This window comes from Micromonospora sp. DT46, assembly GCF_049841735.1.
Classification (GTDB): domain Bacteria; phylum Actinomycetota; class Actinomycetes; order Mycobacteriales; family Micromonosporaceae; genus Micromonospora; species Micromonospora reichwaldensis.
The window spans coordinates 653,095-677,451 of the sequence record NZ_JBNCKW010000001.1 but is presented as its reverse complement, the minus strand read 5'-3'; the positions used below and the strand labels follow the sequence as shown (position 1 = coordinate 677,451).

The following is a 24,357-nucleotide window of genomic DNA, read 5'->3' as shown; positions in this document are numbered from 1 at the left end:
CCTTCAGATCTCGTGGACCGCGCGGAGCGACGCCGTCGCCGCCCGCAACGCGTCCGCGTCGGCCGGCCGGTCCTCGGGCAGACCGGCGAGGAGCTTGTCGTACGCGGCCAGGTCGAGCAGGCCGTGCCCGCTGACGCAGACCAGCACCCCGTGCCGCGCCGGGTGCCCGGACTCCCGCCCGGTCGCCACGCGGGCGGCGGCGGCCAGCGCGTGACCCGACTCCGGCGCGGGCAGCACCAGCTCGGTCAGGGCGAACGTCCGGCCGGCGGTCAGCGCCTCCCGCTGGCCCACCGCCAGCGCCGAGATCTGCTCCCGGTGCCGCATGGCGGAGATCAGCTTCGCCGCGCCGTGGAAGCGCAGCCCGGCCGAGTGCGACGCGGGGATCGCGTACCCGCTGCCGATCGTGTACATCGGCTCCATCGGGCCGGTGCCGGTGGAGTCGGTGTGGTCGTAGGCGTACACCCCACGGGTCAGCTTCGGGGTGGCGCTGGACTCGACCGCGATCAGGTCGGCGGGCACGTCCAGCTCGCCGGCCCGCCAGGCGGCGAAGAACGGCAGGGCCAGGCCGCCGAAGTTGCTGCCGGCGCCCACGCAGCCGATCACCGCGTCCACGGTGGCGTCGACGGCGGCGAGCTGGTCGATCGCCTCCAGGCCGATCACCGACTGGTGCAGGATGCTGTACGTCTCGCCGCTGCCGATGCAGAACGCCCGCTTGGGATCCGCCCGGGCGTACTCGACGGCCTCGCCGATGGCCAGCGCGAGGCTGTTGCCCTGCCCCGGCTGCTCGGCGGCGGCGCGTCCCACCCCGGTCAGCGGGCTGGGACTGGCGTGCAGCTCCGCGCCGTAGAGCCGCATCAGGCTGCCCCGGTACGGCTTGTCGCGCAGGCTCCCGCCGACCATGAAGACGGTGCAGGCCATGCCGAACGCGGCGCAGGCGGCGGCGAGGGCGCTGCCCCACTGCCCGGCGCCGGTGCCGGTGACCAGCTCCCGGAAGCCCGCCCGGTGGTAGTAGTGGGCCTGCGCCAGGGCGGTGTTGAACTTGTGGCTGCCGGAGATGTTCCCGCCCTCGTACTTGACGTAGATCGGGACGGTGGCCCCGATCTCGGCCTCGAAGCGGCGGGCCCGCCACAGCGGCGCCGGCCGGTAGGCCCGGTAACGCTCGGCCACCGGCTCCGGGATCGGCCAGAACTCCCGGGCCGACACGCTCTGCCGGATCAGCTCCAGGGGCAGGGTGGCGGTCACCGGGCCGTCGGTGTCCTCCGGCGTCACGTCCGCGGGCAGTTCGTAGCCGAGGTGCGGCAGGACGCTGCGCCAGGCCGGGGGCGTCTCGGTCACGACTCCTCCTTCACCACGTCGGCGACGACGTCGACCAGGTCCGCGACGGTCGTGAAGACCCGCCCGGCGAAGATGTCGTCCGGCAGCGTCACGTCCAGCTCGTCCTCCAGCCGGACGAGCATGCCGAGGAAACCGAGCGAGTTGACCCGCAGCAGGTCGCCGTTGAGGGGCTCGTGGTCGTCGACCGTGCCGGGGTCGACCGCGAGCCGGGACTCGCGTACGACCAGCCGTTTCACCGCCTCGTTGATCAGGGACCGGTCCGTCATGCCGCCTCCGTCCCGTCGCCGCGCAGCCTGCCCCCGGCGTCGACGACCCAGCTCCAGGTCAGCAGGGCGGACAGGTCGACGGGCCCGCGTACGTGCAGCCGGCCCGTGCTGATGGACAGCTCCGGTCCCAGTGCCATCGTCGGACCGTCGTGCAGGCGCAGGGAGCCGTTGACCACCAGCGCGGCGGCGTCCACCCTGGCCAGGAACCCGTCCACGACCGCCGGGTCGGTGGCCACCACGCCCTCGGTGTGCCGGGAACCGAAGCGGCGGATGTGGGCCGCCGCCTCGTCGAGGCCGGCGACGGGCCGGATGCCGACCGCGCGTTCCAGGAACTCGCGGCCGTCGTCGGCGGCGGTCAGCTCGGCCACCGGCGCCCCGGCGGGCACGGCGGCGGTCAGCCGGGGGTCGACCCGCAGCAGCCACGGCTCGGTCAGCCCGGCGCCGGCCCGCAGCAGGGCCCGGGTCAGCTCCTCGGCCACGTCGGCGTGGGCCAGCACCAGTTCGAGGGTGTTGCACGCGGTGGGCTCGCCCAGCTTGCTGTCGAGCGCGATCCGGGCGGCCAGTTCCAGGTCGGCGCTGCGGTCGACGTAGAGGTGGTTGACCCCGCCGCCGCTGGCGATCACCGGGATGGTGGAGCTGGTCTGGCAGTAGTCGATCAGCGTCGGGCTGCCCCGGGGGATCAGCACGTCGACCGCGTCGTGCCGCTTCAGCAGGGCCCGCACCAGCCGGCGGTCGGGGTCGGTGACGATCCGTACGGTGCCGTCGGGCAGCCCCGCGTCCGCCAGCGCCTGCCCGACGACGACGGCGAGGGCCCGGTTGGTGGCCGCGATCTCCGACCCGCCGCGCAGGACGGCCACGTTGCCGACCGCCACCGGGAGCAGGGCGCCCTCCACCGTCACCGTCGGCCGCGCCTCGAAGATCATCAGAACCACGCCGAGCGGCTTGGGCAGCCGGCGTACGGTGGCGCCGTTGCCGGCCCGGTGTCCGGCGCTCGGCGCGGTCACCGTCGGCAGCGCTGCACGGGTCCGCGCGATCAGGTCGACCAGCGCGTCGAGGTGGCGCTTGCCGAGCGCCAGGCGGTCCACCAGCTCGGGGCCGAGGCCCGCCTCGGTGCCCCGGGCCACGTCGGTGGCGTTCGCCGCCAGGACGTCGGCCCAGCCGGCGGCGAGCCGGTCGGCGAGCGCCGCGCAGTACCGGTCGTAGCGCCCGTCGCCGGGCGGGGGCAGCTCGGCCCGGGCCCGCGTCGCGCCGTCCAGGATCTCGTCCACATCGGTCACCACATGAACTGCCCACCGTCCACGATCAGCTTCTGCCCGGTCAGGTATCCACTCGCCGGCCCGACGAGGAACTCCAGGGCGTCGGCGATCTCCTCGGTGGTGCCGATGCGGCCCCGGGGGATCTCCGCGACCACCGCCGCCCGGGCGGCCGGGTCGTCCAGCCGGAACCGGGTCACCAGCTCGTCGGTCTCGGTCATGCCCGGGATCAGGCAGTTGACCCTGATCCGGGGCGCCAGCTCCAGCGCCAGGCACTTGGTGAGCTGGAGCAGGCCGGCCTTGCTGGCGCAGTAGTTCACGCCGTTGCGGCGGGGGCGGATGCCGGTGGTGGCCCCCACGTTGACGATCACGCCGTCGCGCCCGGCCGCCAGCATCGCGGGCGCGAACGCCCGGGTGAGGTGGAAGACGCCGGAGAGGTTGGTGTCGAGCACCCGCCGCCAGTCCTCGGTCGACATCTCCAGGAACGGCCGGTCGATGTTGATGCCCGCGTTGTTGACCAGCACGGTCGGCGGGCCGTGCTCCGCGAGGACCGTCTCCACGGCGGCGCCGACCGCGTCGGCGTCGCCGACGTCGAGCCGGACCGGGTGGAACGCGGCGCCGAGCTCGGCCGCCGCCGACGCCGCCGCGACGGCGTCACCCCGGTACGGCGCGACCACCCGGTGCCCCAGCTTCACCAGCCGGCGGCTGAAGGTGAGCCCGATGCCCCGGGTGCCGCCGCTGACGACCGCGAGCGGGCTCATCGCAGCACCGCACCGGAGGCCCGGCCGAGGAACGGCGTCACCTCGTCGACGAGCTGCGGCAGGCGCTCGGGGGCGAAGACGTCGAAGTGCCCCGCGTCGAGCCGCCCGGCGCTGAGCTCCGGCGCCAGTTCCCGCCACCGGGCCTCGGCCTCGGCGCGGAACCCGAACTCCTCGTCGGTGCACATCAGCATCAGCACCCGGCCGGCGTACGACCGTTCGGCCCGGTAGTCGGCGAGGGCGGCGACCTGGGTGTCGAAGACCCGCCGGACCCGCTCGACGGTCGCCGGGGCGGGGCGCGGCCCGAGCATCCCGACGACGGTCTCGCGGACCCGGGCGTCCTCCTCGGCCGTGGCGCGGCGCGGCAGCGGCGTCGCGTCCACCAGCACCAGGTCGGGCAGGTGTCCCCGCTCGGCCAGCCGGACGCACAGCTCCCAGGCGACCGAGCCGCCGAGGGACCAGCCGAGGACGGCCGCCGGGACCGTGCCGTCCGCGTCCAGCGCCTGCGCCGCCGCGTCGGCCATCTCGGCGATGCTGAGTTCCGGCTCCTCGTCGGGCAGCAGGCCGGCCGCGCGTACCGCCGCGACGTTGTGGGTCTTGCCGATGGCCGCGGCGAGCCGCAGGTAGGGGTGCAGCCCGCCGCCGGCGCCCGGCAGCAGTACGCACGCCGGTCGGGCGCCCCGCCGCAGCAGGGGGACCAGCCGGCCGGGCAGCCTGGTCGTCACGGCGTCACCGCCGCATCGTCGCCGCCCCGCCCCGCGCGGACGAGCCCCGCCAGGGTGGCCACGGTGGGCGCGGCGAAGAAGTCGACAAGCGGCACCGCCACCCCGTAGCGCTCCTGCACCTCGGCGAGGGTGGTGAAGATGTTCAGCGAGTGTGCGCCGTACTCGATGAGCGGGCGGTCCGGCCGGATGCCCTCGACGTCGAGCACCCCGCCCCACAGCCCGGCCAGCTCCCGCTCCAGGTCGTCGGCGTACGCGACCTCGGCGGTGTCGGCGCTCTGCTGCTCGACCAGCAGCTCGTCGGCGAGCCGCAGCAGGGCGTCGCGGTCGGTCTTGCCGGTCGGCGTGGTCGGGACCCGGTCGACCGGGAAGATCCACAGGGGACGCATGTAGACCGGCAGCGCCGTGGTCAGCCGTTGGCGGACCTGTTCCGGGTCGACGGTCGAGTCCGCGTCGGGACGGACGAACAGCCCGAGTTCCCGGTCGGACCCGGAGCCCCGGACCACGGCCACCGACTGTCGGACGCCGTCGACCTGGTTCGCGACCGCCTCGATCTCGCCCAGCTCGATCCGGTACCCCCGGATTTTGACCTGGGTGTCCATCCGGCCCAGGAAGACCAGGTCGCCCCGGTCGTCGCGGACCACGAGGTCCCCGGTGCGGTACATGGTCGCGTCGGGCGCACCGGAGAACCGGTCGGGCACGAACCGTTCGGCCGTGATCTCCGGGTCGTTGATGTAGCCGTCGGCGGGGCAGTCCCCGCCCAGGAGCAACTCGCCGGCGACGCCGGGCGGGGCGAGGTGGCCGGTGGCGTCGACCACGTACGCGCTCACCCGCGGGTACGGCTGGCCGATCGGCACGTGGGTCGGCCACACCGCGTCCCGGTACGACAGCCGGTGCGAGGTGACCGCGTGGGTCTCGGTGGGGCCGTACAGGTTGACCAGGGTGCAGTGCGGGTGGGCGAGGAAGAAGTCGCGGATCTCGTCGTCGACGATGAGCTGCTCGCCGGAGACGCACAGGTAGCGCAGCGCGGGCAACCGGGTGCCCCGGCTCGCGGCGGTCTGCACCAGGGGGCGCAGCGCCGCGACCGGCAGGTAGACGTGGGTCACCTCGGTCCTGGCGATCCGGCTGAGGACGGCGGTGAACATCCGCCGGTCGGCCGGCTCGCGGGAGACCACCGTCCCGCCCGCCGCCAGGGTCGGCAGGATCTCCTGGAAGGAGACGTCGAAGCCGAGCGGGGCGTACTGGAGGAAGCGGGTCTCGGCGTCCATGCCGAGGGCCGCGATCTGCCAGCTGGTGAGGTTGGCCAGGGGGCGGTGTCCCATCTGGACGCCCTTGGGCTGCCCGGTGGAGCCCGACGTGTACATCACGTAGATCGGGGCGTCGGGATCGGCCAGCGGGTCGGGCACCGGCTCCGTCGTGGCGGCCAGGTCCGCCACCGCGACCGTGGGCACGTCGGGCACCAGGGCCTCACCGACGACGAACTCGCAGCCGGCCCGCCGGACCATGTACTCCAGCCGCTCGGCGGGCAGGCCCGGATCCAGGGGGAGGTACGCCGCGCCCCGGCGGAGGATGGCCAGGATGGCGGTCACCGTGTCGCAGAGCGTCGTCGCGGCGAGGCCCACCACGGCCCGGGGGCCCACGCCGTGCGCGGCGAGCCCGGCGCTGATCCGCTCGGCCTCGGCCAGCAACTGGCGGTAGTCGAGCCGGCGGGTCGGGTCCTCGATCGCGGGGGCGTCGGGTCGCTGCCGGGCCGCCGCCGTCACCCAGTCCCACGGCGTGTCGCCGGTCAGCGGGCTGGTCCAGCCGTCGGAGCGGACGCTGGCCGTGGCGGAGGCGTCGGCGAAGAGGTCACCGAGCCGTTGCGAGCCGTCCCGGACCGTTCCGCGTACGGCGTCGCGCAGCGAGGTGAGCAGCCCGTCGGCGACGACGGGTGCGATGAGCTGCCGGTCGTACTCGAGTTCGAGCAGCCAGCGGCCGTCGACGGGGGTGGCGCCCAGCCAGAGGTCGAACTTGGCGGTGCCGTTGCCGGGCTCCAGGACCCGCAGCACGGCCCCGCCCGGTTCGGGTGTGAAGGTGTCCTGCATGGCGAGCATCGCCGAGAACAGCGGGTTGCGGTTGCTGGACCGGTCGGGCCGTACGTCGGCGACGAGCCGGTTGAAGGTGACGTCGACGTTCGCGCGGCAGAAGTCGATGGACTCCCGGACCACCTTGCCGAGATGCTCGTCGACGGTGCGGCTCCACTCCACGTCGACGGTGACCGGCAGCGTGTTGACGAAGAAGCCGCCCAGGTCGAAGGCGCCGATCGTGCGGCGGGCCATGAACGGGCTGCCGACCAGGACGCTGGACACGTTGCCGTGCCGGGCCAGCACGGTGCCGTAGATGCCGGAGAAGAAGACGAAGGGGGAGATCTCCAGCCGCCGGCAGGTCTCCGACAGCGCGGCCGTCTCGGCCTGGCTGAGGTACCAGCTGACCCGGTCGCCGGTGAACTCCGTCTGCGCGGCGCGGCCGGGCAGGGGGGTCAGCACCAGGGGCGGGACCTCCCGCAACCGGGCCGCCCACTCCCGGGACCGGTCGACGACGCGGTCGGAGGTGGCGGTGCGGTTCTGCGCCGCCAGCTCCTTGACGAAGGCCTTCTCGCGGGCGGCGCGCCGCTGCTCGACCTCCGCGCCGGCGAGGCGGCCGGACAGTGCCTCCTGGAGGTCCCGCACCAGGGGCCCCATCGACACGCCGTCGAGGATGATGTGGTGGTCGCAGAGGAGGACGGCCACCCGGGGCTCGTCGACGCAGCGGACGACGGCGAAGCGGTACGCGGGGCCGTTGGCCAGGTCGAACTCGGGTCGGCCGATCCGCCGCTGCGCCGCGCCGACGGCCTCCTCGAAGTCGCGCAGCCGAGCCGTGACCCGTTCGAGCGGGAAGTCCTCCGGACCCGGCGGCGGGGTGAGCCGCGCGTGCATCTCCGGGAGCAGCCCGAAGACCTGGCGCATCGCCGGCTGGACGGCGACCACCGTGGCCAGCGCGCGTTCGATCGTCTCGTCGGGGATCGACGGGTCGATGTCGAAGCGGACGAGCTGGTTGTAGACGGCGCGGCCGGGCGAGCGTTCGTTGACGACCAGCAGCCCCTTCTGCGACTCGGTGATCGGCAGTCGCACCGGCCCGGTGTCCGTCGCGGGTTCCGTCCCGGCCGTCGTGGTCACCGTGCGCCCCCGGTCTCGGCGCCCACGGCGCTCAGCTCGCGTAGCCACTGCTTGAGGTCACCGACGGTGCGGAGGTCCACCAGGCGGGTGGCGTCGATCTCCGCGTCGTCGTCGTCGGCCAGCTCGACGGCGAGCCGCAGCAGGGACAGCGATTCGAGGCCGGCCTCCAGCAGGGGGGTCGAGTCGTCGAAGGCCACCGACGCGTACTTCGCGATCGTCGTGTCGAGGTCAGCTGGAGTCGTCATCCCTGCTTCCCGTTCACCTGAGGTCGGCCGCGCCGCAATGATCGGAAACCGGGCGAGGAGCCGGGCCGCCGATCGAGGTGGGGGTCGACTGAATTTGCGCTTGAAAGTTCTACGGGTCCGAGCATCCCGGCGCCGATGTTCTCTCGATGTTCCCGGGATGGAATGTCGTTGGTCGCTGATTCGGGTGGCATCCCGGAGCCCGTCCGGTACCGGGCGGAGGCGGCGTAAAAGGGGCGCTGGCCAGTGGCGCGAGCCTGGAGGCGGGGCCCGGCGGGGCGGCAATGCCGCCGTAATCGCCTCAGATGCGGCACCGGGCGACAGAAACCCCCGTACGTATTATTCGGGTCCCGGTGGGCTGCCGTGGCCGCCGCCGGAAGGGCCGGCCGACGCACTGACGTGAGGATGGACACGTTCCCCCGGATGACCTATGGTGCAACCAGCGCAACGCAGAGTATTCCCATAAGGTGCGAAAAGGACTTTCCGCGATTGTTGGAGCCGCCTGCCGATACCCGTACGACCACCCTGTCAACGCGCGGACCCCGATGACCTGCGACTCCGTTCAGCCCCGGCGACCGGTCCGATCGGAATTGCCGGCGATGGCCGGGGCGGAAGTGCGGGATCGGTCCCCGACCCGCCCGGCATTGCGTGTCAGCTAATTGACAAGCACGGTCGGGTAAATGGTCCCTTATCGTTTGTCCGGGTGCTGTGCGAACTCCGCGGCGGAGTTCTGATTCACTTCTCCCAATTCAAGACCGTGCGAGGGATTGTCGTGGCCACAGCTCAAACCACAGCGCAGGCGGATCCGCCCGGAGCCAGGCGAAACGAATGGATTCTGGTCATCTTCACGGGCACTACCAACATCGCCGACGCGGTGGCCCGGATCGCCCTCCCGCTGCTCGCCGCCCAGATCAGTCGATCACCCGTCGTCGTCACCGCCGTCGCGGCCATCATGAGCCTGCCGTGGTTGGTGGCCGCGCTGCACGTCGGCGTCTTCGTCGACCGGATGGACCGGCGGGCCCTGCTGATGGGCGCCGAGATCGCCCGGATGGTCGCCGTCGGCGCGCTCCTCGTCGCCGTGCTCGCCGCGAGCCCCACCCTGGCGCTGATCTACGCCGCCGCCCTGGTCATCGGCCTGGCCGACGTGGTGGCCGGGATCGCCGGAGTCTCCATCGTCCCGTCGGCCGTGCCGAAACACCGCTGGGAGACCGCCAACGCGCGGATCACGGCCCTGGAATACCTGTTCAACGGCTTCGCCGGGCAGCCGATCGGCGGCTTCCTGGTGGCGGTCGGGTTCGGGCTCGCGCTCAGCGTCACCGGGTTCGCCTACGTGGCCGGCGCGGTCCTGCTGCTCCTGTTGGTCGGCAACTTCAAGGTCGCGGCCCCCGAGCGCAAGCGCTCGGTCAACGAGGACATCCGCGAGGGCCTCCGGTTCCTCTGGCAGCACCGGCTGCTCCGGACGATGGCGCTGCTCATCGCGATCATGGCCGGCTGCTGGGCGGCGTGGCTCGCCCTCATCCCGGTCTACGCCGTCGGCGGCCCGCTCGGCCTCGACGAACGGCAGTACGGCTTCCTGCTCACCGGCCTCGGCGCGGGCGGGGTGATCGGCACCGTCATCGTCGGGCCGGTCAACCGGTGGATCGGCCGACGCTGGTCCATGTTCACCGACATCGTCGGCGCCTTCGCCCTCGTCGCGGCCCCGGCGCTGCTGCCCGCCGCGCCGTCCAGCGCCTGGGCCATCGGCGCCGCGGCGTTCCTCGCCGGCGCCGGCGGCACGATGTGGACGGTCAACTCCCGGTTCATCACGCAGTCCCTGGTGCCGGCCGACATGCTCGGTCGGTTCAGCGCCGCGAGCCGCCTCGTGGCCTGGGGCATGACCCCGGTCGCCGCGATCCTCGCCGGCATCCTCGCCGAGTTCTTCTCCTACCAGGTGGCGTTCGGCTTCTTCGCGGTGCTCTGCGTACTGCTGATCTACCCGTTCTTCAAGGTGGTCACCCGGGAGCGCATGGCTGAGGTCGACGGCCCGGCCGCCGCCCCGGCGTCCGGCGACCCGGACGACAGCGGGGGCGCCGGCACCGCCGACGACGGTGGGGACCTGCCGGAGGCGGCGACCACCGGCGGCTCCCGGTGAGCGCGGGCGGCCCGACGCTCTTCCAGGGGTTCACCGACACGGTCCGCCGCCATCCCGACGCCCCGGCGCTGCGCGTCGCCGGGCACGAGCTGACGTACGCCGAACTCCTGGACCGGGTCGAGCGGCTGGCCACCCGGCTGGTCGCCCTGCACGGCCGCCCGCCCCGGGTCGTCGGGCTCTGCGCGTCGCGCAGCCTCGCGGCGTACGTCGGCTATCTCGCCACCCTGCGGCTGGCCGCGACCGTCGTGCCGCTCGGCCCCGACGCGCCGGCGGAACGGATCCGGCGGACCTGCGCCCACGCCGGAGTGGACGCCCTGCTCGCCGACGACGCGGGCGGCCGGGTGGCCGACGAGGCGGCCGGGCCGGTCGGCGTCCTGCACCTGCCCGACACCCCGCAGCAGCGCTGGTACGACGTGCCGGCCGAGCGGTGGACCGACGCGTACGCCGGCGGCCCCGACGACGTCGCGTACACCCTGTTCACCTCCGGGTCCACCGGCACGCCCAAGGGGGTGCCGATCCGGCACCGCAACCTCGCCCCCTACCTCGCGCACTGCGTGCAGGCCTACCAGGTGGGGCCGGGGTCGCGGCTGTCGCAGACCTTCGAGCTGACCTTCGACCCGTCGGTGTTCGACATGTTCGTCGCCTGGTCGTCCGGCGCGCTGCTGGTGGTCGCCGCGCCCGGCGACACCCTGGCCCCCGTCCGCTACGTGAACGACAACCAGATCACCCACTGGTTCTCCGTACCGTCGGTGATCTCCCTGGCCCGCCGCCTGCGCACCCTGCGTCCCGGCAGCATGCCGGGCCTGCGGTGGAGCCTCTTCGCCGGTGAGCAGCTCACCCTGGCCCAGGCGCGGGCGTGGGCGGACGCCGCGCCGGGCAGCACCCTGGAGAACCTGTACGGGCCCACCGAACTCACCGTCACCTGCACCCGCTACCAGCTCCCCGCCGATCCGGCGCGGTGGCCCCGCACCAGCAACGACACCGTGCCGATCGGGCGGATCCATCCGCACCTGGAGGGGGTCCTGCTGGCGGCCGACGGGGTCGCCGGGGACGACGGCGAGCTCTGCGTGCGGGGCGGCCAGCGGTTCGACGGCTACCTCGACCCCGCGCAGAACCCCGGCCGGTTCGTCGACCACGACGGCCGCCGGACGACGCCGGTCGACGGCCCGCCCGGCCCGGCGAGCTGGTACCGGACGGGGGACCGGGTCCGACGGGAGGACGGTGAGCTGGTCCACCTGGGGCGGCTCGACGACCAGGTCAAGATCCACGGCTACCGCATCGAGCTGGGCGAGATCGAGTCCGTCCTGCGCCGGCACCCGGGGGTGCACGACGTCGTCGTCCTGGCGCTGCCCGGTGCCGGAGCGGTCGAGCTGCACGCGCTCTACACCTGCGACACCGTGGCGGAGGCGGCCCTGGCGGAACTGGTGGCCGACCACCTGCCGCCCTACATGGCGCCGGCGCGGTACCACCGGGTCGAGTTCTTCCCGGTCAACGCCAACGGCAAGGTCGACCGCCGGCGGCTGGCAGCGGACGTCGGACTGGTCTGAGCGGCGCCGACTCCCACCACGCTCACGAATCGAGAGCAGAGATGCCCATCCCGCGGCAAGCACCACCCGCCCGCCTGCGTTTCCGGTTGATGGGGCCGGTGGAGTTCCACGACGGCGTCCAGTGGCGGGGGATCGGCTCGGCGAAACAGCGCGCGTTGCTGGCGATGCTGCTGCTCAAGGCCGACCAGGTGGTGTCGCTCGAACAACTGGTGGCCGAACTCTGGGACGACAACCCGCCGGCCTCGGCCAGCGGCCTCGTCGCCGGGTACGCGTGGCGGCTGCGCCGCGCCCTGAACGACCGCGACGGCCGCGTCCTGACCACCCGCAGTCCCGGCTACCGCCTGGTGGTCGCCGCGGAGACGATCGACATCGGCGAGTGCGAGCGGCTGATCAGGCAGGCCCACGCCGATCTCGCGGCCGGCCTGCCGGACGCCGCCGTCGAGGGGTTCGACGCGGCGCTGGCGCTGTGGCGCGGCGCCCCGCTGGCCGACGTCCGGCCGACCCCGCTGGTGATGGCCGAGGTGGCCCGCCTGGAGGAGACCCGGATCGCGACGGTCGAGGCCCGCATCGGCGCCGAGCTGGAGCTGGGCCGGCACGGCATGCTGCTGCCGGAACTCAAGGTGCTCGTCAGCCAGCATCCCCTGCGGGAGCGCCTGCACGCCCACCTGATGACCGCCCTGTACCGCGACGGCCAGCAGGCGGTCGCCCTGGGCGCGTACCGCGACCTGCGGCGGTTGCTGGTCGACGAGCTGGGCATCGAGCCCAGCGAGTCCCTGCGCGACCTGGAACAGCGGATCCTGCGCAACGATCCGGCGCTGCGGCTGCACCACCCCGGGGCCCGCCCACCCGTGCGGGTGGTCACGCCGAGCCCGCCGGCCTCCCGGTTCCCCGCCGACCCGGTGGCCCTGCACGGGCGGGGGGTCGAGCTGGGCCGGCTGGTCAAGGGAGTGCGGTCCGGGCGGCCGGGCGTGGTCCAGGGGCTGGCCGGCGCCGGCAAGACCGCCCTGGCGGTGCGCGCCGCGCACGAGCTGGCCGCGGAGCACCCGGGCGGGTCGGTGTTCGTGCCCATGGGCGGGGGGACACCCGAGGGGCCGGCGGAGGCCGCCCGGGCGGTGCGGGTCCTGGCCGAGTCGCTCGGGTTGTCGTCGCCGACGGGCGACGACCCCGCGTCGGGCTGGTCCGCCCTGTTGACCGGCCGTCGGGTCGTGGTCGTCCTCGACGACGTGGCGACCGCCGCCCAGGTACGCGTCCTCGGGCCGGTGCCCGTCGGATGCGCCCTGATCGTCACCTCACGCTCCGGGATGACCACCCTCGACGGGGCCACCCGGGTCTCCGTCGGCGCCCTGGACACGGACGACGCGCTCGACGTGCTCCGGTACCACCTCGGCGCCGAGCGGGTGGACGCCGAGCCCGAGGCGGCGCGGACGCTCGTGGAGCGCTGCGACGCACTGCCCCTGGCCCTGCGGATCGTGGCCGCCCGGCTGGCGACGCGGCAGAACTGGTCGCTCGCCGCCTTCGCCGCCCGGCTGGCCGATCCCGCCGCCCGGCTCGACGCCCTGGTCTGCGAGTCGATGTCGATCCGGGACTGCCTCGCCGGCGCGGTACGGGTGCTGACCCGGTACGGCGACGGCGACGATGTGGCGCTGCGGGCCCTGCGGCTGCTGAGTCGACTGGACCGGGGCCTGGTCGGCGTGTCGAACCTCGCCGCGCTGTCGGGCCAGCCGATGGCCGCCGCCGAGGTCGCCGCCGAACGCCTGGTCGACGCGGGGCTCGCCGAGGCGCTGCCCGACGGCCGCTACCGGATCCCCGAGCTCGTCCGTGCCCACGTACGCGAACTGGGCCGCAGCCCGGAGTGCGACCAGGTCGTGGCCCTGCGCGGTCAGCATCCCACCACGACTGCCCGACCGCGCCGGTGAGCCGGCCCGGACGGGCACGCGGCACGGCGGCCCGGCTGCCGGCGGGTGATCGTCGCCGGGTCGGCCGTCGGACGGGCCGGTCAGGCGACGGCGATCGCCTCGATCTCGATGATCCACTCCGGGTCGAAGATTCCGGTGACGATCACCGTCAGGGCGGGGCGGTGTGCGCCGAGCACCTCGTTGCGGACCTTGGTGTTGACGTCGGCGTGCCGGCGGTCGGCCAGGAACGTGGTCACCTTGACCAGATTGTCGACGTCCATGCCGGCGTCGGCGAGGACGGCCCGGATGTTGTCCCAGACCAGCCGGCACTGCGCCTCGGGGGTGGCCGGGACGTGGCCGTCCCGGGACTGGGGGATCTGCCCGCTGATGAACAGCATCCGCCCGGCGGTCTGGACCTCCAGCGCGTTGTGGTAACCGCCCGTGGCCTCCGGCACCGACTCGGGGTTGATCGGCCTCATCTGCATGGTCTCGATCACGTGTAGTCCTTCCGATTGTCCGGGGGAATCCGGATTACGGACTGTGACCTTAGTCTAAAGGTCGTCCCGGGGGACCGAATCCCGGACGGACCGGAACCGCGTCTCGTCCGGGTGTCTTCTGGTACCCGGATCGGGGTCCGACCCAACCTTTCCGAGGGGTGTCTTCGGCGTGGGAACGTCAGTTACGGGCGGGAGGCCCCTCGGGGCTCGTCGGCGGTGTGCCTCATCGCGGCGGCGCGGCCCGGCGTGTAGCCGTACTCCCGGGCGAAGGCGGCGATGAAGGCGGACGGGCTGGCGTAGCCGATGCGGTGGGCGACCTCCCCGACGGGCCGGGTCTCCAGCAGCGCCAGCGAGGCACGCAGGCGCAGCTTCGTCCGCCACTGCGAGTACGACATGCCGAACTCGCGGGTGAAGTCGCGTTGCAGGGTCTTGACGCTGACGTGCAGGCGTTCGGCCCACTCGGCGAGGCCGGTGGTGTCACCGGGGTCGTGTGCCAGCGCCATGGCGACCGTCACCGCGACGCCGGGCCGGCCGGCCTGCCGGTCGTCGGCCGGGTGGGACGGGACGCCGATGCCGGCCATGATGCGGCCGCGGGCCTCGGGGGCGTCCCGCTCGTCGTACCCGGGGTCGGTGAGCGCGAGGACGAGCCGTGCCGCCTCGGCGTCGATGGCGGCGACGCCGGCCCGCAGCCCGTCGAGGGCGGCGGGCACCTCGCGCAGGCAGATCCGGTAGACGGTCTGCCGGTCCGCCGCCTGCACCTCGTGGGTCACCGCCCGGTGGGCCCAGAACACCTCGTCGGGGCCGATGAAGCTGGTGTGCCGGCCGTGCCGGGCGGAGAGCAGGCCGTCGGGCGACCAGTAGAGCTGGTGCAGGAAGTCCTGCCGGTTCTCGCCGAACGCCAGGCGGGTCACCGAGCGGTATCTCAGGACGAGGATGCCGTCGGGTTGGCCGAGGCCGTAGCCGAACTCCTCGCAGCTGACGGGATCCGCCGCGAGGGACTCCGTGACGGTGACGCTCTGACCTCTCCCCGACATGGGTTGACCTCTCGTCGACATCCCGGAACCTTTGGTAAGGCTAGCCTAAGCTTTGCAGCCCAGCGGGGCTGCCACCCCCTTGCAGCCCCTCGAAGGATCAGTAGATGTCCGTACGACAGCACTGGCGTCTGGCCGCCGCCGCCCTGGCGCTCGCCGTGGTCACCGGTTGCGGCTCCGACGGCGCCGAATCCGCCGCGACGTCCGACGGCTCCGCCGGGACCCGCGTCTTCTCCGCCGACAACGGCGAGATCACCATCCCGGTCGACCCTGAGCGCGTCGTCGCCACCGGATACGCGGTGCCGGTCCTCATCGAGGCGGACGCCGCCCTGGTGGGGATCTCCACCTGGAAGCGCGGCCTGGCGATGATGACCGCGCAGGACCGGGCCACCTACGACCGGCTGCCCAAGGTGGCCGGCGAGGCGGCCGCCGAGACCAACTACGAGGCCATCGCCGCCGCCAAGCCGGACCTCATCGTGATCGGCGTGCCGAAGCCCGTCCTCGGCGACATCGACATGAAGCGGCTCGAGAGCATCGCGCCCGTCGTGGCGATCGGCCCGACGGTCCCCGACGCCTGGCGCGAGCTGTCCCGCCGCCAGTCCGACGCCGCCGGGCGCACCACGCACTTCCAGGCGGCCAAGGACGCGTACGAGAAGAAGGCGGGGGAGCTGAAGGCCAAGTACGGCGACGCCCTCGCCAGCCTCAAGTTCGGGCACGTCGGCGCGTACGGCGACATCTCCAAGGGCACGTTCCACCGCGAGTTCGCCAAGTCGTGGGGCACCAACATCGCCCAGGACGTGGGCGTGACCTACTACGGCGAGGTCAAGGAGAAGGGCGGGGGCGGGCTCGACGTCACCGAGTACCCGGCGATCGAGGAACTGCCGGAGAGCCTCGGCGCGGCCGACGCGATCACGTACACGCTCCAGCCCGACGGCACCCCCGCCGAGGCGGTGAAGCAGGTGCTCGACTCCGCACTGTGGAAGAACCTGCCCGCGGTCAAGGCCGGCCGGGTGTTCCCGTTGCAGTACACGGAGGCGGCGACGTACGAGTCTGCCCTCAGGACCCTCGACTCCGTCGACAAGGCGTTCGCGCCGCTGCTCGCGTCATGACCGTCGACCGCCACGATCCGGCCGGCCGGGTCGCCGCCCACCACCGCGCCGGCAGCGGTACGGCCCGGATCGGCTACCCGATCGGGGTGCGCGGCGTCCGGGTCGTCGCCCGGCGGCAGCTGACCCCGCGCATGCTGCGGCTGACCCTCGGCGGCCCGGCCCTCGCCGACTTCCACACCTACCAGGCGGACGACCACGTCAAGATCGTCTTCCCCGACCCGGACGGCACCCGCCGCGACCCCGTCCCGGACGGCCGGGGCATGCTCGACTGGCCACGCCCGCTGCCGACCACCCGCAAGTACACGGTGCGCCGGTACGACCCCGCCACCAACGAACTCGACCTGGACTTCGTGCTGCACGACGGCGGCGTCGCCTCGACGTGGGCGGCCACGGCGGCCGTGGGCGACGAGGTGACGATCGCGGGCCCGCCCGGAGCGAAGGCGTTCCCGCACACCTACGACCACTACGTCCTCGCCGTCGACGCCACCGCCCTGCCGGCCGTCGCGCGGTGGCTGGAGGAATCGCCGGCCGACGTGTCGGCGCACCTGGTGGCCGAGGTCGACGACGCCGCCGAACGGGGCTACCCGCTGGCGCCGCGCGACCGGGTGGCCGTGACGTGGCTGGTGCGCGAGGGCACCGGCTCGACGCTGGCGGAGGAGGTGCGGTCGCTGCGCCTGCCGGCCGGGCGTACGTTCCTCTTCGCGGCCGGCGAGGCGACCGACATCAGGCCCCTGCGCGCCTGGAGCCGGGACCGCCTGGACTCGCTGATCACCGGGTACTGGAAACGCGGGATCGCCGGGCTTGAAGACTGACCTGCCCCGACGGGCGACGCTCCTGCTCGTGTCCGCCGCGCTGCTCGTCGTCGCGGCGGGCACGAGCATGGTCGTGGGGGCGCGCCCCGTCGCGCCGGCCGAGGTGTGGCGGGCGCTCACCGACTTCGCGGGCACCACCGACCACCTCGTCGTACGCGACATCCGGCTGCCCCGCACGATCCTCGGCGTCTGCGTCGGCGCCGCCCTCGGCGCGGCCGGCGTGCTGATCCAGACCCTGACCCGCAACCCGCTGGCCGAGCCCGGGATCCTCGGCGTGACCGCCGGGGCCGGTTTCGCGATCAACCTGGGTGTCCTGGCGGGCGTCGCCGGGTCACAGGCCGGTCAGCTCGGTCTCGCGGTGGCCGGTGCCGTCGCCGCGGCGGTCGCGGTCCACGCCGTCGGGCGCTCCTCGCCGCTGCGGCTGGTCCTCGCCGGCGTCGCGCTGAGCTGGGTCCTGATGGGCGTCTCGCTCGGCCTGCGGCTGACCTTCCCCGACGTCTTCGACCGGTACCGGTTCTGGTCGGTGGGGGCGATGGCCGGTACCGAGCAGACCCCGTTGGCGCTGCCCGTGCTGGTGACCGTGGCCGGCCTGGTCGCCGCGATGGTCGCGGCCCGGCCGTTGAACGCGCTGGCGCTCGGCGAGCACGTCGCCCATGCGCTCGGCGCCCACGTGACGCGGATCCGGGTCACCGTCCTGGTGCTCGTCACGCTGCTCACCGGAGTCGCCACGGCCGTCGCCGGGCCGATCGCGTTCGTCGGCCTCATGGTGCCGCACCTGGCGCGGCGGCTCGCCGTCGACTCGATTCCCTGGATCATGGCGTACTCGATGCTGCTCGGCCCGTTCCTGCTGCTCGCCGCCGACGTCGGGTCGCGGATCCTGCTGCCCACGGGCGAGGTGCCGGTGTCGATCGTCACGGCGTTCCTGGGCGGCCCGGTGCTGATCTGGGCCGTCCGTCGCTACGGCACGGCGGCGCTGTGAGCACGCTGACGCTGCGGGCTGGGCCGGTGATGGTCGAGGTCGAACGGCGTACCGCCGTCGTGACGTCGGCGCTCGTCGCGGTCGCCGCAGCCCTCGCCCTGCTGGGGCTCTGCCAGGGGCAGGACTGGGCCAGCCCGGCGGAGGTGCTCACCGCACTGACCCGGGGCGGCGAGTCCGCCTTCGTGATCCGGGAGTGGCGGCTGCCCCGGGTGGCCGCGGCGCTGGTCTTCGGCGCCTCCCTCGGGCTCGCCGGGGCGGTCTTCCAGAACCTGACCCGCAACGCGCTGGGCAGCCCGGACGTCATCGGCCTCGACGCGGGCGCGTACACCGGGGCGCTGGTGGCGATCACGGTGCTGAACGGCACCGCCGGGCAGCTCGCGGCGGGCTCGGTGGCCGGCGGACTGCTGGCCGCCGCGGTCATCTACGTGCTGTCGCTGGACTCCGGGCTCAGCGGCCTCCGGCTGATCGTCGTCGGAATCGCCGTCAACGCGATGCTGACGGCGCTCAACTCCTGGATCGTCCTGCGGGCCGAGATCGACGTGGCGCTCGCCGCGACCGGGTGGAGCGCCGGCTCGCTCAACGGCGTCGACTGGGCCGAGGTCCGTCTCCCGTTCGCCGTCATCGGGCTGTTCGTGCTGCTGCTCGTCGTGATCTCCCACGCCATGCACCAGGCGGCGCTGGGCGACCAGGTCGCCCGCACCACCGGCGTACGCCTGGGCCGGCTCCGGCTGCTGATGGTCCTGGCCGGCGTCGGCTGCACCGCGACCGTGACCGCGATCGCCGGGCCGGTGGTGTTCATCGCCCTCGCCGCGCCCCAGATCGGTCGGCGGCTCGTGCGGGCTGCCGGGGTGCCCCTGGTGCCGGCGGCGCTGACCGGCGGGGTGCTGCTGCTGGCCGCCGACCTCGTCGCGCAGGTGCTGCTGGCGCCGGTCGCGCTGCCGGTCGGCGTGGTCACGACGGCCATCGGCGGCTGCTATCTCATCTGGCTGCTCGGCATGGAGGTGAAACGACGGTGACCAGCCGCCTGACCGCGGAGGACGTCACGCTCGGCTACGGCGAGCGGGTGGTGTCGACGCGGGTGAGCCTGGCCGTGCCGGACGGCACGTTCACGGCGATAGTCGGGCCCAACGCGTGCGGGAAGTCGACGTTGCTGAAGGCGTTCGTCCGGCTGCTCACGCCCTCGTCGGGCACGATCCGCCTCGACGGCCGGGACGTCGCCGAGCACCGGCCGAAGCGGTTCGCGCGTCAGGTCGGCTTCCTGCCCCAGGGCCTCGTCGCCCCGGAGGACATCGTCGTCCGGCGGCTCGTCGCCCGGGGCCGGTACCCGCACCAGTCCCTGCTCGCCACCGGGTCGGCCGCCGACGAGGAGGCCGTCCGGTCGGCCATGGCGGTGGCCGGCGTCACGGACCTCGCCGAGCGGCCCGTCGAGGAGCTCTCCGGGGGCCAGCGGCAACGGGTCTGGATCGCGATGGTGCTGGCCCAGGAGACGCCGTACCTGCTGCTCGACGAGCCCACCACCTTCCTCGACATCACCCACCAGTACGAGCTGCTGGCGCTCTTCGCGCGGCTGCGCGACGAGGGGCGCACGATCGTCGCCGTCCTGCACGACATCAACCAGGCGTGCCGGTTCGCCGACCACATCGTGGCGATGAAGGACGGCCGGGTGGTCGCGCAGGGGCCGCCGGCCGACGTGGTGGACGCCGCCCTCATGCGCGAGGTGTTCGGCCTGCCGAGCCTGGTGATGCCGAACCCGGCGACGGGGACCCCGATGGTGGTGCCGACCGTCTGACTCCGGGGTTGACCTGAAGCGGGATTGAGGTTGTCGGATGGGGACATGCGTGCCATTCGGCTTCACGAGTTCGGTCCCCCCGGAAACCTGGTGCTCGACGACCTGCCCGACCTGACACCCGGCCCCGGCCAGGTCCGGATCGCGGTGTCGGCCAGCGGCGTGCACCTGCTCGACACGACCCTGCGCCGGGGCGAGGCCGGCGGCCCGCTCCCGCTGCCCGACCTGCCCACCATCCCCGGCCGGGAGGTCGCCGGCGTCGTCGACGAGCTGGGCGAGGGCGTGGACGGGGCGTGGCGCGGGCGGCGGGTCGTCGCGCACCTGGGCATGGTGCCGGGCGGGTACGCCGAGCAGGCGGTCACCGACGTCGGCTCCCTGTACGCCGTACCGCCGGGGCTGACCGACGCCGAGGCGGTGGCCGCGGTGGGCACGGGCCGTACGACACTCGGGATCTTCGACCTGGAGCCGCCGACGGCGGACGACGTCGTCTTCGTGCCGTCGGCGGCCGGCGGGGTCGGCTGGCTGCTGGCGCAGGCCGCGCGGACGACCGGCGCCACCGTGGTGGCGGCGGCGCGCGGCGCCGACCGGACGGCGAAGCTGCGCGAGCTGGGCGCGGACCTCGTGGTGGACTACGGCCACCCGGACTGGGTCGGGACGGTGCGGGACCGGGTCGGCGGCCTGAGCCTGGTGTACGACGGGGTGGGCGGCGCCGTGGGCCGGGCCGCCCTGGAGCTGACGCGGCCGGGCGGCCGGTTCATGATGTTCGGCTGGTCGGCCGGCGAGGCGACCCGGATCGACACCGGCGACGTCGTCGGTCGGGGCCTGACCGTGGGCTGGCTGGGTCAGCGGCTCCGCGCCCTGCCCGGCGGCATCCCGGTGCTGGCCGCCCGGTCGCTGGAGCTGACCGGGCAGGGCTGGTGGCGACCGCTGGTCTCGACCTACCCGCTGGCCGACGCCGCCACCGCGCACGCCGACCTGGAGGGACGCCGGGCGCTCGGCAAGGTGGTGCTCACCGTCGCACGCTGACCCGGCGCCTCAGCCGGCCGGCCGGCGGGCCACCAGGTACGCCTGCGGCGTGCGCTCCGGCTGGCTCCCGAAGGCTTCGGGCTCGCGCACCAGCCGGACGCGGACGTCCAGCCCCGCGTCGGTCAGCAGCTCGGCGACCCGGTCTGGTCGGCGGCGCCGGAATTCCAGCGAGACCGGGTGGCCGAGCGCCTCGGTCAGGTGCAGCGGCTCGTCGCCGACCTGGAACGCCAGGACCAGGTGACCGCCAGGCGTCAACGTCCGGTGGAAGTCCGCGAAGGTGGCCGGGAGCAGGTCGTCCGGGACGTGGATGGTCGAGTACCAGGCCACGACGCCGCTGAGGGAGGCGTCGGGCAGCCCCAGATCGGGCATCGCGCCCACGTCGAAGCGCAGGTCGGGGTGGACCCGGCGGGCGACCTCGACCATCCGCGGGGAGAGGTCGATGCCGAACGCGTCGAGCCCGAGCCCGTGCAGGTACCCGGTGAGCCGGCCGGGGCCGCAGCCGACGTCGGCGACGGGTCCGTTCCCGGCGGCGCGCACGAGGTCGGCGAAGGCGGTGAGGACCGCCCGCTCCCACGGGTTGGCGACCAGCTCGTCCTGGAACCGCTCGGCGTAGTCGACGGCCAAGGCGTCGTAGGACGATCGGGTGTCATGCGGGTGCTCGGATTCGATCACGCCCAGGCACGCTACCGGTCCTGCGCGCCGAACGGCGAACACCTGCGCTACGCGGCGTAGGCGGACGTAACGAGATTCGTGCACAAGACGCTGCGCCGGCAGTCCGCGCGGATTCCCACTGGCGGGAATAGGCTCCGTCGTATCGGCGGCCAGCACGGCGATGGCCATCGCGTACCGGAGGTCGGACGCGGATCGAGGGGGCGCGTCCGGCGCCGGTGTCGCTGCCTCCCGTCGCGGCCCGGCTCCGTCAGCTCCCCGGGAGTTGCTCGGCCTTCGTGACCACCCGGTCGATCAGGCCGTACTCGCGGGCCTGCTCGGCGGTGAACCACCGGTCGCGGTCCCAGTCGCGCTGGATCTCCTCCAGGCTGCGCCCGCTGTGCCGGGCGATCAGCTCCTGCATTGTCTGCTTCACGTGCAGCATGTTCTCCGCCTGGATCGTGATGTCCGCGGCGGTGCCGCCCATCCCGCCGGACGGCTGGTGCATCATGATCCGTGAGTGGGGCAGCGCGTAACGCTTGCCGGCCGTGCCCGCGCAGAGCAGGAACTGCCCCATCGAGCCGGCGAAGCCGAGCGCCACCGTCGCCACGTCGTTGCGGACGAACCGCATCGTGTCGTAGACGGCCATGCCCGCGCTGACCGAGCCACCCGGCGAGTTGATGTAGAGCACGATGTCCCGCCCCGGATCCTCGGCGGCGAGCAGCAGCATCTGGGCGCAGATCTGGTTCGCCGAGGCGTCGGTGACCTCGGTGCCGAGGAAGATGATCCGCTCCTTCAGCAGCCGGTCGAACACCTGGTCGCCGAAGGACGGCTGCCCACCGTCAAACATCCGTACGTCGAGACCGATCATCGCGTCCGCCCTTCCAGCACTGCCGGCGGGCGACCGGAGGGGCGCCCGGGGGACCGGCACCTCCAGCCTGCGCGGAACAGGACGCGCGGGGCCAGCCATTCTGCCGGCGGCAGATCAGCCGACGGCAGAACCGGCCGGCCTAGACGACGGTCAATGTCCGCGCGCCCGCCCGTGTCCGCCCGCAGCCCAGCGCGACGCGGGTACGCGGACCGGAGCGCCCGCCCACGGCGGAGGTGGGCCGCCCGACCCGTAGGGTCGTGCCGCCCGAACGCGGAGCCAGGTGGAGCAGGGGGCCGCCGGCCCGGGGAGCGACCCGCACGGCCGGGGCGGCGGCGTCGGGCCGGCCGACCTCCGCCCGCTCCAGCCGGGCCAGGCCGGCCCGGGGTGCGGACGGGATGCGCGGCTCGACCCGACGCAGGTCGTCGCGCGCCTCCTCCAACAGGTCGGACAGGTGGATGCCGAGCGCCCGGCAGATCGCCGCGAGCACCTCCGAGGAGGCCTCCTTGCGACCGCGTTCGACCTCGGAAAGGTAGGGCACCGACACTCCGGCGGCCTCGGCCACCTCGCGCAGCGTGCGGCCCTGCCGCAGCCGGAGCCGGCGCAGCACCCCGCCGATCACTCGTCGCAGCAACGACATGCGGGCCTCACTCTCGGGCTCGTCGTCCGGGACACCCCCATCATGCCCCCTGTCGGGCGCGCGGGTCGTCCCGTCGTGCCGCGCGTCGTGGGGTGAGCCGTGGGGTGAGCCGTGGTGACCCGGGTCGACGACCCCGCCGTGCGAGATCCGCGCTGGCCGCTATGTTGTGGTCGTGCAGGCGACGACAGGGCCGGGACAGGCCCTCACGTGATCCACTTTCCGGCCCAGCGACGGGGCCCCCTGAGCGCGCTGAGTCTCCGACTGGCCGCCGCCATCGGCCTGGTCTTCGCCACCGTCGCCGTGGTCTACCTCGACCGGGACGGCTACCGCGACGTCAACGAGGACGCGCTGACCCTCCTCGACTGCTTCTACTACGCGGTGGTCACCCTCTCGACCACCGGCTACGGGGACATCACCCCGGTCAGCCAGACGGCCCGGCTGATCAACGTCGTCTACATCACGCCCGCCCGGGTGATCTTCCTGATCATCCTGGTCGGCACCACCCTGGAAGTGCTGACCGAGCAGTACCGCACCGGGCGTCGCCTGTCGCGGTGGAGGAGAGCCGTGAAGGACCACGTCATCATCTGCGGCTACGGCACGAAGGGCCGCAGCGCGGTCTCCGCCCTGATGGAGAACGGGCTCGACAAGTCCCGGATCGTGGTGGTGGAACGCAGCGGTCCGGCGCTGCGGCAGGCCACCTCGGCCGGCCTGGTGGCGATCGAGGGCTCGGCGACCCGCTCGTCGGTGCTCAACGAGGCGCACGTACGCAACGCCAAGGCGGTGATCATCGCGACCGACAGCGACGACGCCTCGGTCCTGGTGGCGTTGACCGTACGGCAGCTCACCGCCGGGCAGGTGCGGATCATCGCCGCCGCCCGGGAGGCGGAGAACGCCCCGCTGCTCAAGCAGAGCGGCGCCCACCACGTGATCGTCTCCTCGGCCACCGCCGGCCGGCTGCTGGGCCTGTCCACCTCGGCCCCGCCGCTGATCGACGTGGTGGAGGACCTGCTCACCCCCGGCCAGGGCATGGCGCTGGCGATGCGCTCCGCCGAGCGCTCCGAGGTGGGCCGCTCGCCCCGGGAGCTGGAATCGCTGGTAATCGCCCTGGTTCGGCGGGGCAAGGTGGTCACCCTGGCCGACAAGGCCGGCGCGGTCATCGAGACCGGCGACATGCTGGTGCACGTACGCGACGACCGCCCGCAAGCGACAGCCGCCCCCTGATCCGTGGTCGCCCTTGATCGGTCGGGCGTTGGTGGCGGGCCGCGGACGTCCGATCCGTGGGTCCGAGCCGGCACCGCTCTTCGCATGGTCAACGGACCCGTCTGTGGTCACGTTCGGTAACAACTCGTCATCCGAGCGCCACTGCAGTCCGTGCCCTTTGCTCTGCATCCATATACGCGCCAGCTTCAAAGCCGACGTCGCTGTCACTGAACGTAGTGAATCGCGAGGAGGCGAGTCCTGTCACTCAACGTGACGCGGCGATGCGGCCCCGGCTCTCGGGTTCCGGCAACCGCGAGAAGGGTGCGCCCCCGGGGGGGGGCGGCCCCAGGTGCGGGGGATTGGCCCGTGGGCGGGCCGCCGCCCCGGCGGGGAGGGGCGGGGGGGGCGGCCGCGCCGG

At 73.6% G+C, this 24,357-nt stretch carries 21 protein-coding genes and 1 pseudogene; 10 read left to right on the top strand and 12 right to left on the bottom strand.

The window, feature by feature from the left end; genetic code table 11:
- Positions 1 to 3: 3 nt before the first annotated feature.
- Genes ACLQ20_RS03115 through ACLQ20_RS03085 form a run of 7 tightly spaced genes read right to left on the bottom strand, consistent with a single transcriptional unit; the run spans position 4 to position 7,773 of the window.
- Positions 4 to 1,335 (bottom strand): TrpB-like pyridoxal phosphate-dependent enzyme, encoded by a 1,332-nt coding sequence (locus ACLQ20_RS03115; protein ID WP_151453758.1) that lies wholly within the window; start codon positions 1,333 to 1,335, stop codon positions 4 to 6.
- Complete coding sequence (locus ACLQ20_RS03110) at positions 1,332 to 1,601, bottom strand: acyl carrier protein (protein WP_151453759.1); 270 nt, start codon at positions 1,599 to 1,601, stop codon at positions 1,332 to 1,334. The genes ACLQ20_RS03115 and ACLQ20_RS03110 overlap by 4 nt, the downstream gene beginning before the upstream one ends.
- Positions 1,598 to 2,878, bottom strand: a complete 1,281-nt coding sequence (locus ACLQ20_RS03105) for a glutamate-5-semialdehyde dehydrogenase (RefSeq protein ID WP_425854062.1) — start codon at positions 2,876 to 2,878, stop codon at positions 1,598 to 1,600. Before ACLQ20_RS03105 ends, ACLQ20_RS03110 begins: the two co-directional genes overlap by 4 nt.
- On the bottom strand, positions 2,875 to 3,615 hold the full coding sequence (locus ACLQ20_RS03100; protein ID WP_311410618.1) for an SDR family NAD(P)-dependent oxidoreductase: 741 nt from the start codon (positions 3,613 to 3,615) through the stop codon (positions 2,875 to 2,877). The genes ACLQ20_RS03105 and ACLQ20_RS03100 overlap by 4 nt, the downstream gene beginning before the upstream one ends.
- Positions 3,612 to 4,337 carry an alpha/beta fold hydrolase gene (locus tag ACLQ20_RS03095; protein ID WP_425854061.1) on the bottom strand — a complete coding sequence of 242 codons (726 nt, stop codon included), beginning with the start codon at positions 4,335 to 4,337 and terminating at the stop codon, positions 3,612 to 3,614. Before ACLQ20_RS03095 ends, ACLQ20_RS03100 begins: the two co-directional genes overlap by 4 nt.
- Positions 4,334 to 7,483: a non-ribosomal peptide synthetase gene (locus tag ACLQ20_RS03090; RefSeq protein ID WP_425854059.1), complete on the bottom strand. Its 3,150-nt coding sequence runs from the start codon at positions 7,481 to 7,483 to the stop codon at positions 4,334 to 4,336. The genes ACLQ20_RS03095 and ACLQ20_RS03090 overlap by 4 nt, the downstream gene beginning before the upstream one ends.
- Before the next feature lie 41 nt (positions 7,484 to 7,524).
- Positions 7,525 to 7,773 carry a phosphopantetheine-binding protein gene (locus ACLQ20_RS03085; protein ID WP_151453764.1) on the bottom strand — a complete coding sequence of 83 codons (249 nt, stop codon included), beginning with the start codon at positions 7,771 to 7,773 and terminating at the stop codon, positions 7,525 to 7,527.
- Positions 7,774 to 8,527: 754 nt separating this feature from the next.
- Here ACLQ20_RS03085 and ACLQ20_RS03080 point away from each other — a divergent pair.
- The 3 genes from ACLQ20_RS03080 to ACLQ20_RS03070 are packed head-to-tail and all read left to right on the top strand — an operon-like array spanning position 8,528 to position 13,364.
- Positions 8,528 to 9,901 (top strand): MFS transporter, encoded by a 1,374-nt coding sequence (locus ACLQ20_RS03080; protein ID WP_425854057.1) that lies wholly within the window; start codon positions 8,528 to 8,530, stop codon positions 9,899 to 9,901.
- Complete coding sequence (locus tag ACLQ20_RS03075; RefSeq protein WP_425854055.1) at positions 9,898 to 11,448, top strand: amino acid adenylation domain-containing protein; 1,551 nt, start codon at positions 9,898 to 9,900, stop codon at positions 11,446 to 11,448. Before ACLQ20_RS03080 ends, ACLQ20_RS03075 begins: the two co-directional genes overlap by 4 nt.
- Positions 11,449 to 11,489: 41 nt before the next feature.
- The gene (locus ACLQ20_RS03070) at positions 11,490 to 13,364 is read left to right on the top strand and encodes a BTAD domain-containing putative transcriptional regulator (RefSeq protein WP_425854053.1); all 1,875 of its coding nucleotides are present in this window, start codon (positions 11,490 to 11,492) and stop codon (positions 13,362 to 13,364) included.
- An 80-nt stretch (positions 13,365 to 13,444) separates the two neighbouring features.
- On the opposite strand, the gene ACLQ20_RS03065 is transcribed toward ACLQ20_RS03070, so the two are convergent.
- Positions 13,445 to 13,840: a RidA family protein gene (locus ACLQ20_RS03065; RefSeq protein ID WP_151455537.1), complete on the bottom strand. Its 396-nt coding sequence runs from the start codon at positions 13,838 to 13,840 to the stop codon at positions 13,445 to 13,447.
- Between the two features lie 182 nt (positions 13,841 to 14,022).
- Positions 14,023 to 14,874 carry a helix-turn-helix transcriptional regulator gene (locus ACLQ20_RS03060; RefSeq protein ID WP_425854052.1) on the bottom strand — a complete coding sequence of 284 codons (852 nt, stop codon included), beginning with the start codon at positions 14,872 to 14,874 and terminating at the stop codon, positions 14,023 to 14,025.
- A gap of 104 nt (positions 14,875 to 14,978) precedes the next feature.
- On the opposite strand from ACLQ20_RS03060, the gene ACLQ20_RS03055 reads away from it, so the two are divergent.
- From ACLQ20_RS03055 to ACLQ20_RS03030, 6 genes are read left to right on the top strand one after another with little or no spacing between them, the layout of a single operon-like run.
- Positions 14,979 to 15,980 carry an ABC transporter substrate-binding protein gene (locus ACLQ20_RS03055; protein ID WP_425854050.1) on the top strand — a complete coding sequence of 334 codons (1,002 nt, stop codon included), beginning with the start codon at positions 14,979 to 14,981 and terminating at the stop codon, positions 15,978 to 15,980.
- Positions 15,977 to 16,792: a siderophore-interacting protein gene (locus ACLQ20_RS03050; RefSeq protein WP_358115194.1), complete on the top strand. Its 816-nt coding sequence runs from the start codon at positions 15,977 to 15,979 to the stop codon at positions 16,790 to 16,792. Before ACLQ20_RS03055 ends, ACLQ20_RS03050 begins: the two co-directional genes overlap by 4 nt.
- A complete protein-coding gene (locus tag ACLQ20_RS03045) occupies positions 16,782 to 17,771 on the top strand; it encodes a FecCD family ABC transporter permease (RefSeq protein ID WP_425854047.1) in 990 nt (329 codons plus the stop codon). Before ACLQ20_RS03050 ends, ACLQ20_RS03045 begins: the two co-directional genes overlap by 11 nt.
- Positions 17,768 to 18,787 (top strand): FecCD family ABC transporter permease, encoded by a 1,020-nt coding sequence (locus ACLQ20_RS03040; protein WP_327030393.1) that lies wholly within the window; start codon positions 17,768 to 17,770, stop codon positions 18,785 to 18,787. The genes ACLQ20_RS03045 and ACLQ20_RS03040 overlap by 4 nt, the downstream gene beginning before the upstream one ends.
- On the top strand, positions 18,784 to 19,560 hold the full coding sequence (locus ACLQ20_RS03035) for an ABC transporter ATP-binding protein (protein ID WP_327030394.1): 777 nt from the start codon (positions 18,784 to 18,786) through the stop codon (positions 19,558 to 19,560). Before ACLQ20_RS03040 ends, ACLQ20_RS03035 begins: the two co-directional genes overlap by 4 nt.
- A gap of 45 nt (positions 19,561 to 19,605) precedes the next feature.
- Entirely contained in the window at positions 19,606 to 20,583 is a 978-nt protein-coding gene (locus tag ACLQ20_RS03030; RefSeq protein WP_425854045.1) for a zinc-binding dehydrogenase, read from the top strand.
- A 9-nt stretch (positions 20,584 to 20,592) separates the two neighbouring features.
- Here the strand turns inward: ACLQ20_RS03030 and ACLQ20_RS03025 are convergent, their stop codons facing one another.
- The 3 genes and pseudogenes from ACLQ20_RS03025 to ACLQ20_RS03015 all read right to left on the bottom strand — a co-directional run.
- Positions 20,593 to 21,255 carry a class I SAM-dependent DNA methyltransferase gene (locus ACLQ20_RS03025; protein ID WP_225852290.1) on the bottom strand — a complete coding sequence of 221 codons (663 nt, stop codon included), beginning with the start codon at positions 21,253 to 21,255 and terminating at the stop codon, positions 20,593 to 20,595.
- Positions 21,256 to 21,502: 247 nt separating this feature from the next.
- Positions 21,503 to 22,102: a ClpP family protease gene (locus tag ACLQ20_RS03020; protein ID WP_425854043.1), complete on the bottom strand. Its 600-nt coding sequence runs from the start codon at positions 22,100 to 22,102 to the stop codon at positions 21,503 to 21,505.
- A 205-nt stretch (positions 22,103 to 22,307) separates the two neighbouring features.
- Positions 22,308 to 22,739 (bottom strand): annotated as a pseudogene (locus ACLQ20_RS03015) (helix-turn-helix domain-containing protein); the annotation flags it as partial.
- Between the two features lie 207 nt (positions 22,740 to 22,946).
- Here ACLQ20_RS03015 and ACLQ20_RS03010 point away from each other — a divergent pair.
- On the top strand, positions 22,947 to 23,960 hold the full coding sequence (locus tag ACLQ20_RS03010; RefSeq protein ID WP_425854041.1) for a potassium channel family protein: 1,014 nt from the start codon (positions 22,947 to 22,949) through the stop codon (positions 23,958 to 23,960).
- Positions 23,961 to 24,357 lie beyond the last annotated feature (397 nt).

Coding starts and splice junctions, on each gene's coding strand:
- ACLQ20_RS03020 (WP_425854043.1), bottom strand. CDS start 22,102: ATGATCGGTCTCGACGTACGGATGTTTGACGGTGGGCAGCCGTCCTTC.
- ACLQ20_RS03070 (WP_425854053.1), top strand. CDS start 11,490: ATGCCCATCCCGCGGCAAGCACCACCCGCCCGCCTGCGTTTCCGGTTG.
- ACLQ20_RS03030 (WP_425854045.1), top strand. CDS start 19,606: ATGCGTGCCATTCGGCTTCACGAGTTCGGTCCCCCCGGAAACCTGGTG.
- ACLQ20_RS03100 (WP_311410618.1), bottom strand. CDS start 3,615: ATGAGCCCGCTCGCGGTCGTCAGCGGCGGCACCCGGGGCATCGGGCTC.
- ACLQ20_RS03110 (WP_151453759.1), bottom strand. CDS start 1,601: ATGACGGACCGGTCCCTGATCAACGAGGCGGTGAAACGGCTGGTCGTA.
- ACLQ20_RS03050 (WP_358115194.1), top strand. CDS start 15,977: ATGACCGTCGACCGCCACGATCCGGCCGGCCGGGTCGCCGCCCACCAC.
- ACLQ20_RS03055 (WP_425854050.1), top strand. CDS start 14,979: ATGTCCGTACGACAGCACTGGCGTCTGGCCGCCGCCGCCCTGGCGCTC.
- ACLQ20_RS03060 (WP_425854052.1), bottom strand. CDS start 14,874: ATGTCGGGGAGAGGTCAGAGCGTCACCGTCACGGAGTCCCTCGCGGCG.
- ACLQ20_RS03085 (WP_151453764.1), bottom strand. CDS start 7,773: ATGACGACTCCAGCTGACCTCGACACGACGATCGCGAAGTACGCGTCG.